General features: G+C 65.6%; 6 protein-coding genes. 5 read left to right on the forward strand and 1 reads right to left on the reverse strand.

Annotated elements, in window-relative coordinates:
* A partial coding sequence (locus tag AC1DZA_RS19940; protein ID WP_476774068.1) for a hypothetical protein occupies nt 1–247 on the reverse strand: 247 nt, incomplete at its 3' end.
* 61 nt (nt 248–308) lie between these two features.
* Between AC1DZA_RS19940 and AC1DZA_RS19945 the strand changes: the two genes are divergently transcribed.
* The 5 genes from AC1DZA_RS19945 to AC1DZA_RS19965 form a co-directional block, all read left to right on the forward strand.
* Nucleotides 309–788 carry an LPXTG cell wall anchor domain-containing protein gene (locus AC1DZA_RS19945; RefSeq protein ID WP_476774069.1) on the forward strand — a complete coding sequence of 160 codons (480 nt, stop codon included), beginning with the start codon at nt 309–311 and terminating at the stop codon, nt 786–788.
* A gap of 85 nt (nt 789–873) precedes the next feature.
* Nucleotides 874–2,337, forward strand: a complete 1,464-nt coding sequence (locus AC1DZA_RS19950) for a S8 family serine peptidase (protein WP_476774070.1) — start codon at nt 874–876, stop codon at nt 2,335–2,337.
* Between the two features lie 201 nt (nt 2,338–2,538).
* On the forward strand, nt 2,539–3,399 hold the full coding sequence (locus tag AC1DZA_RS19955) for a DUF5819 family protein (protein WP_476774071.1): 861 nt from the start codon (nt 2,539–2,541) through the stop codon (nt 3,397–3,399).
* Entirely contained in the window at nt 3,392–4,606 is a 1,215-nt protein-coding gene (locus AC1DZA_RS19960; RefSeq protein ID WP_476774072.1) for an HTTM domain-containing protein, read from the forward strand. Before AC1DZA_RS19955 ends, AC1DZA_RS19960 begins: the two co-directional genes overlap by 8 nt.
* Nucleotides 4,603–5,217, forward strand: a 615-nt coding sequence (locus AC1DZA_RS19965; protein ID WP_476774073.1) for a phytoene desaturase family protein, incomplete at its 3' end; no start/stop codon positions are given. The genes AC1DZA_RS19960 and AC1DZA_RS19965, both read left to right, overlap by 4 nt.

Here is a 5,217-nt window from a genome sequence, read left to right on the forward strand (position 1 = left end):
CGACCAGCACCGCGACCGCGGCGGCGACCGCGAACGCGGTCGCCGCGGCCCAGGCTGCTGCGACGGCGAACTCGTCCACGGACGCGTCCACGAATGCCACGGCCACGGCGAACGCGTCAGCGTCTGCTGCGGCGATCGGCGCGTCGAACACGACCGGTGACAGCGACACGAGCGCGGCAGCCACTGCCGCGACGGACGGGAACGCGAACGCGGCGGCTGCTGCTGCGGCGATCACGGACGCGTCCACGGATGCGAACTCGTCTACCAACGTGGATGGCAGTGCTACCGCGACGGGTCGGATGGTTCCGGTGCGGATCACGGACCCGAGTGGGCTGGTGGATGTTCTCAAGCCGGTGTTCGGTGGGGTCGGGCATCCTGGCGCTGACGTGGTCGTGGTAGACAAGAACGCTCCGGAGCGGGTACTCGCTCGGGCGACGGTCGATCTTGGGGCACGTAGCGTGACTGAGTCCGGTTGGTCGGTTGAGTCGGATGTGGAGCTGGCTGCTGGTGAGTACACGGTGCTGGTGACCCAAACCATGGCCGGGATCCAAGAGACCACGGATGAGCGCACGTTCACGGTGGTGTCGGCGGTGGGCGACGTGGATGGTGTTACAGATTCGTCTGGTCCGGGCGCGAGCAGCCTTGCTGACACCGGTGTGGCCGTTGGTGGGCTACTGACCGCGATGGTATTGAGCTTGCTTCTTGGCGCTGGACTGTTCGTGTTGGGTGTCCGGCGTCGGAAGAAGCGTGAGCAAGAAGAGGAAGAGGACCTTGCCCGCATGATCTGAGTGGGACCGGGTGCGACGATGGGCAGCCTGACCCCTGGGTTGATGGCGACCCGGCTGGTGAGACGGATCGGGTGAACGCAGCTTGATGCTGCTGTGTGGCCTGGTCTGGTTCGCCAGCGTCGGGCAGCTGACGGCAGCGTGGCGGAGTTCGCAGGGTTTGGATCGAGCGATCCCTGGTGGCAGCTGGGGGATGATGATGGGCGGTCGAGGGCGAATGTTGTTTCGGAAGATTCTGGTTGGTGTGGTGGCATGTGCCGCGGCGGTTGGTTCCCAGGCGCCTCAGAGCGTGCAGGCTGCTCCGGACCCGGGCTTCGACGCGTCAGCGGAGGAGGGGTTCCTGCCGGCCGGTGCGGCCGGGTTCGCGCCGCACGGGTCAGGGGTGCCAGCGGAGGCGGAGTCGGTGCAGAGTTTGATGGCTGATGCGGGGTGGGCGGGATCGCAGACGATTCCGGTGAACCTGGGCGGCTCGCCGTTAGGGGTGTATACCGACGCGGCTGGGAACCAGTTTGACGGTACCGGGTGGACGGTGGTCACCATCGACGGGGCGTTCCATACCGGGCATCCATCACTGCAAGGCAATAAGAAAGTCCGCACCGAGGTGTGCATCGGGCAGCTCACCGGGCCCTGGCTGAGTCTGTGTAACAACTCCCTCGCTGCTGCGTTGTACCGTCCGATGGCTGACCCTCGTGGCGGGAAGTACCTCATCTCGTTGCTGCCGAAGCAATCGAATCCCGGGAACGCCCCGCATAACAGCTGCCAGGAACTGAACCTTGGGGTGCAGACCTACTGCCATCACTGGCACGGCACAGCGACCGCGGGCGCAGCGGTTGGATCCGCGCAGGTCCGCGCCGGAACCTGGCACTACACCGGGGCAGCGCCCGGGGCGAACCTGCTACCGATCAAAGCCGCCGGCGGGACCGGCACGGCACAGGGGTGGCCGTGGGACTCGGTGGTTGACTCGCTCGCATGGGTCGACCGAGTCGGGTCGGCGAACCAGATGACGTACGGGAAGATCGCGGCCGTGAACTTGTCAGTCGCGGGCGGGTTCCTCCCCGACGGATCAGGATGTCCGGCCAGGCTGATGCAGCTGGACACGATCGCGGCGTCATTGAAGGCGAAAGGCATCCCGGTAGTGATGGCCGCCGGCAATGACGCCGGCGCTGGAATCGGTTCCTGGACATGCGGCGAGCACATCATCCGGGTCGGCGCTACCGGTCTAACCGAGCCGACCGTGCCAGCCGACTACTCGAACGTCTCGAACCGGATCCAGTTCTGGGCGCCAGTGGGCACCAGTGCAGAGGGCGCCAAAGTGGGATCCATATTCGTGCCGTACCCCGGCGGGTCGATGGCTGCCGCAGGCACCTCCTTCGCCGGACCGCAGGTCGCGGGTGCGTACGCAGTGCTCCGCGAGAAGCTCGGCGCGGGCCCCTCCTTGGACGAGCTCACCACACGACTGATCCGCTCCGGCACCCCAATCACCGGTCCCCGGGTCCCGGACGCCACCGGTGTGGTGATCAACATCGCTGATGCCCTCAACAAAACTCCCTGAACCGCCGCCGCTGGCGCCCGATCAGATCATCCCGCTCGGCAAGGTACCATTCGCATATCATCCTACAGTGTGCTAGCATATTAGATACGGTCGGCCTTGCCGCCCTACCTCCAGTCCGCAATGCGGGCCGGTGTTCAACCCAAGCCTCGCGCGACTCTCACTGGATCGGCGCGATCACGACTTCAGGATGGAAAACACGCGATGCTGACGAGCGAGTCGACCCGGCAGGCCGGCACTAGCCTGCCGGTCGAGGCAGGTACGGAAGAGGCGACGCCGTCGCCCACGCGTCCCAACCGACCGAAACGATCCAAGTTGGTCCGGACCGGGTTCCTGGTCGTGACTGGGTTGGCTTTGTGGCATGTATTCGCGAGCTTCTTGTGGATCGGGCCGGTCACGGCGTTGCGTGACCTGGTGCCGGGAAACCTGCTCACCCGGTACATGATCCCGTGGTTCGGGCAGAGCTGGAGCGTGTTCGCACCGGCACCGATCAACGGGGAGTACCGGTTCGAAGTGCGTGCCTTGCTGGCCGATGCGGACGGAACCGAAACGGTCACTGAGTGGATCTCGGTCACGGACGCGGAGACCTCGATGTCGCACCACAACCTGTTCCCCCCGCGCGCGGCGAACATGAGTATCGGGCAGGCCTCCAGCATGAAGGGTGCGTGGGACAAGCTCACCCCGGCGCAGCAGGAAATCGCCGAATTGAACTACTTCAACGGCGATGACTGGCTAGGCCGGATGCAAATCGCGATGAACGAGTCCAACAACAGCCAGAATGCCGGCGACGTCGCCGCGTACATCGTGCAGGAGCGCCGGTCCGACGCCTATGCCACCCAGGTCGCGAAAGCCGTCTGGGGCGAAGATGTGCAGCAAGTGCAGTACCAGGCCAGCCGGCAGAACATCATCCCGTTCGCCGAACGCCACGACTCAGACGCTGAACGCCCCGCCGTACAGCGAGCCGTGACCGGCTGGCGCGGGACGATCGTGATGCCTGGCCAGTCCGAGGACGCGTTCGCGGACGTGTTCCTCCCCGCCCACCAGGAGGTGACCAACAATGACTGAACGCGACCTAATCACCGCATCCGGTGATCGAGTACCAGACCAGCCCGACTCCCCCGCCACCATGGCAGCTGGAAAATCCAGCCAACTAGCACCAAACTCCCTGACCCACCGCCGTGAACAGGGTCTGCGGCTGCTCCGCCAGATCCTGCGCACTCTGACCCGACTGATCATGCTCGCCGCAGCCGGCGCCTGCCGGATCGCGAAATCCCTGTATCTGCAAACCGAGGATTGGGTGCTGGACGCCAAACGCGCCACGTTCGGGCTGGCCGTGACCCGGATCCTGCTTGGCATCACCATGCTCGGATTCCTCGCAACGAACTTCACCACCCGGCATTACACCTTCGGTGCCGGGATGGCCTGGTCCGGTCAGTACGAGCCCGGTGCCAGCAGCGACTTCATCAATATCTGGCCGTTCGGGATTTTCCACGCCACGGCACAGAACCCGCTCCTATTTACCTGCGTATACCTGCTCGCCGCCGCCGCCGCCGCCACGTTCATCATCGGCTGGCGAACCAAATTCAGTTTGGTCGCATTGTTCATGCTCTGGGTTGGAATCGTCGAAGCCAACGACTTCGTCAGCGACCAGTCCGACAACCTCGTCCGCATCGTGATGATGATCATGTTCTTCACCGCCTGCGCCGACCGGTGGTCCCTGGACGCCCGCCGCCGCCGGAAGTACGCCGACAACCCAGGCCAGAACTTCCTGACCCGGTGGTGGCGATTCCAGAGGGTCGCACCGGACTGGGTCACGAACCTGTTCCACAACCTCGGAATCGTGGCCCTCGCCGCCCAGGTGTCGTTCATCTACGTCTCCGGCGGACTGTACAAAGCCGGCGGCGCCCCTTGGTCCGGTGGCACCGCGATCTACGACCCCATCCATACTGCCCAGTTCGGCCCATGGCCTGAGCTCAGCGCCCTCGTCACCGCGTGGGCTCCCGCCGTCGCGTTCGCGACGATCCTGACCCTGCTGGTACAGATCTCGTTCCCGCTGCTCCTGCTGCGTCGCGGGACCCGCATCTTCGGCCTCATCACAATGCTCGCCTTCCACCTCGGCATCGCCGTGCTCATGGGTCTCCCCTGGTTCTCGCTCGCGATGATCGCCGTGGACAGCATCTTCATCCGAGACCGCACCTGGCAAGGCATGGCTCAGGGCCTCAACAGAATCTGGATCAGCGTCGCACCAAACCGGGTACTGTCACCCACATGATCGCCCCAGATGTGGTCGTCGTCGGCAGCGGGCCCAACGGGCTCGCTGCCGCGGTCACCATGGCCCGCGCCGGACTGGCCGTGCGCGTCTACGAGGCCGCACCATACCCCGGCGGGGGCGCGACCACCGCTGAACTCACTCTGCCTGGGTATCACCACGACCGCTGTTCCTCCGTGCACCCGATGGCCCTCGCATCCCCATTCTTCGTCGCGTTCGGCCTGGCCGAACGGATCGAACTGGTCACCCCAGACATCTCCTACGCCAACCCTCTCCCAAACGGGCCGCCCGGGATCGCCTACCGCGACTTGGACCGCACCGCCGACGAACTTGGCACCGACGGAGACGCATGGCTCCGCCTTATGCGCCCCCTCGCCCAACACGCCGAGCACATCGCTCGAATCGCCGAAAGCCATCTGCTCCGCCTCCCCCCGCACCCGGTGACCGCGCTCCGGCTCGCGCTGGCCACCCTCCAACAGGGCAGCCCCGCGTGGAACCACGGCTTCCGCGAAGAGACCGCCCCCGCAATGCTCGCCGGACTCTTCGCACACGCTGTCCTGCCCATGCCATCCCTCGGCGCTGCCGCGACCGGACTCGTTCTCGGCGCCCACGCC

This window comes from Agromyces sp. P2_B3, assembly GCF_056404815.1.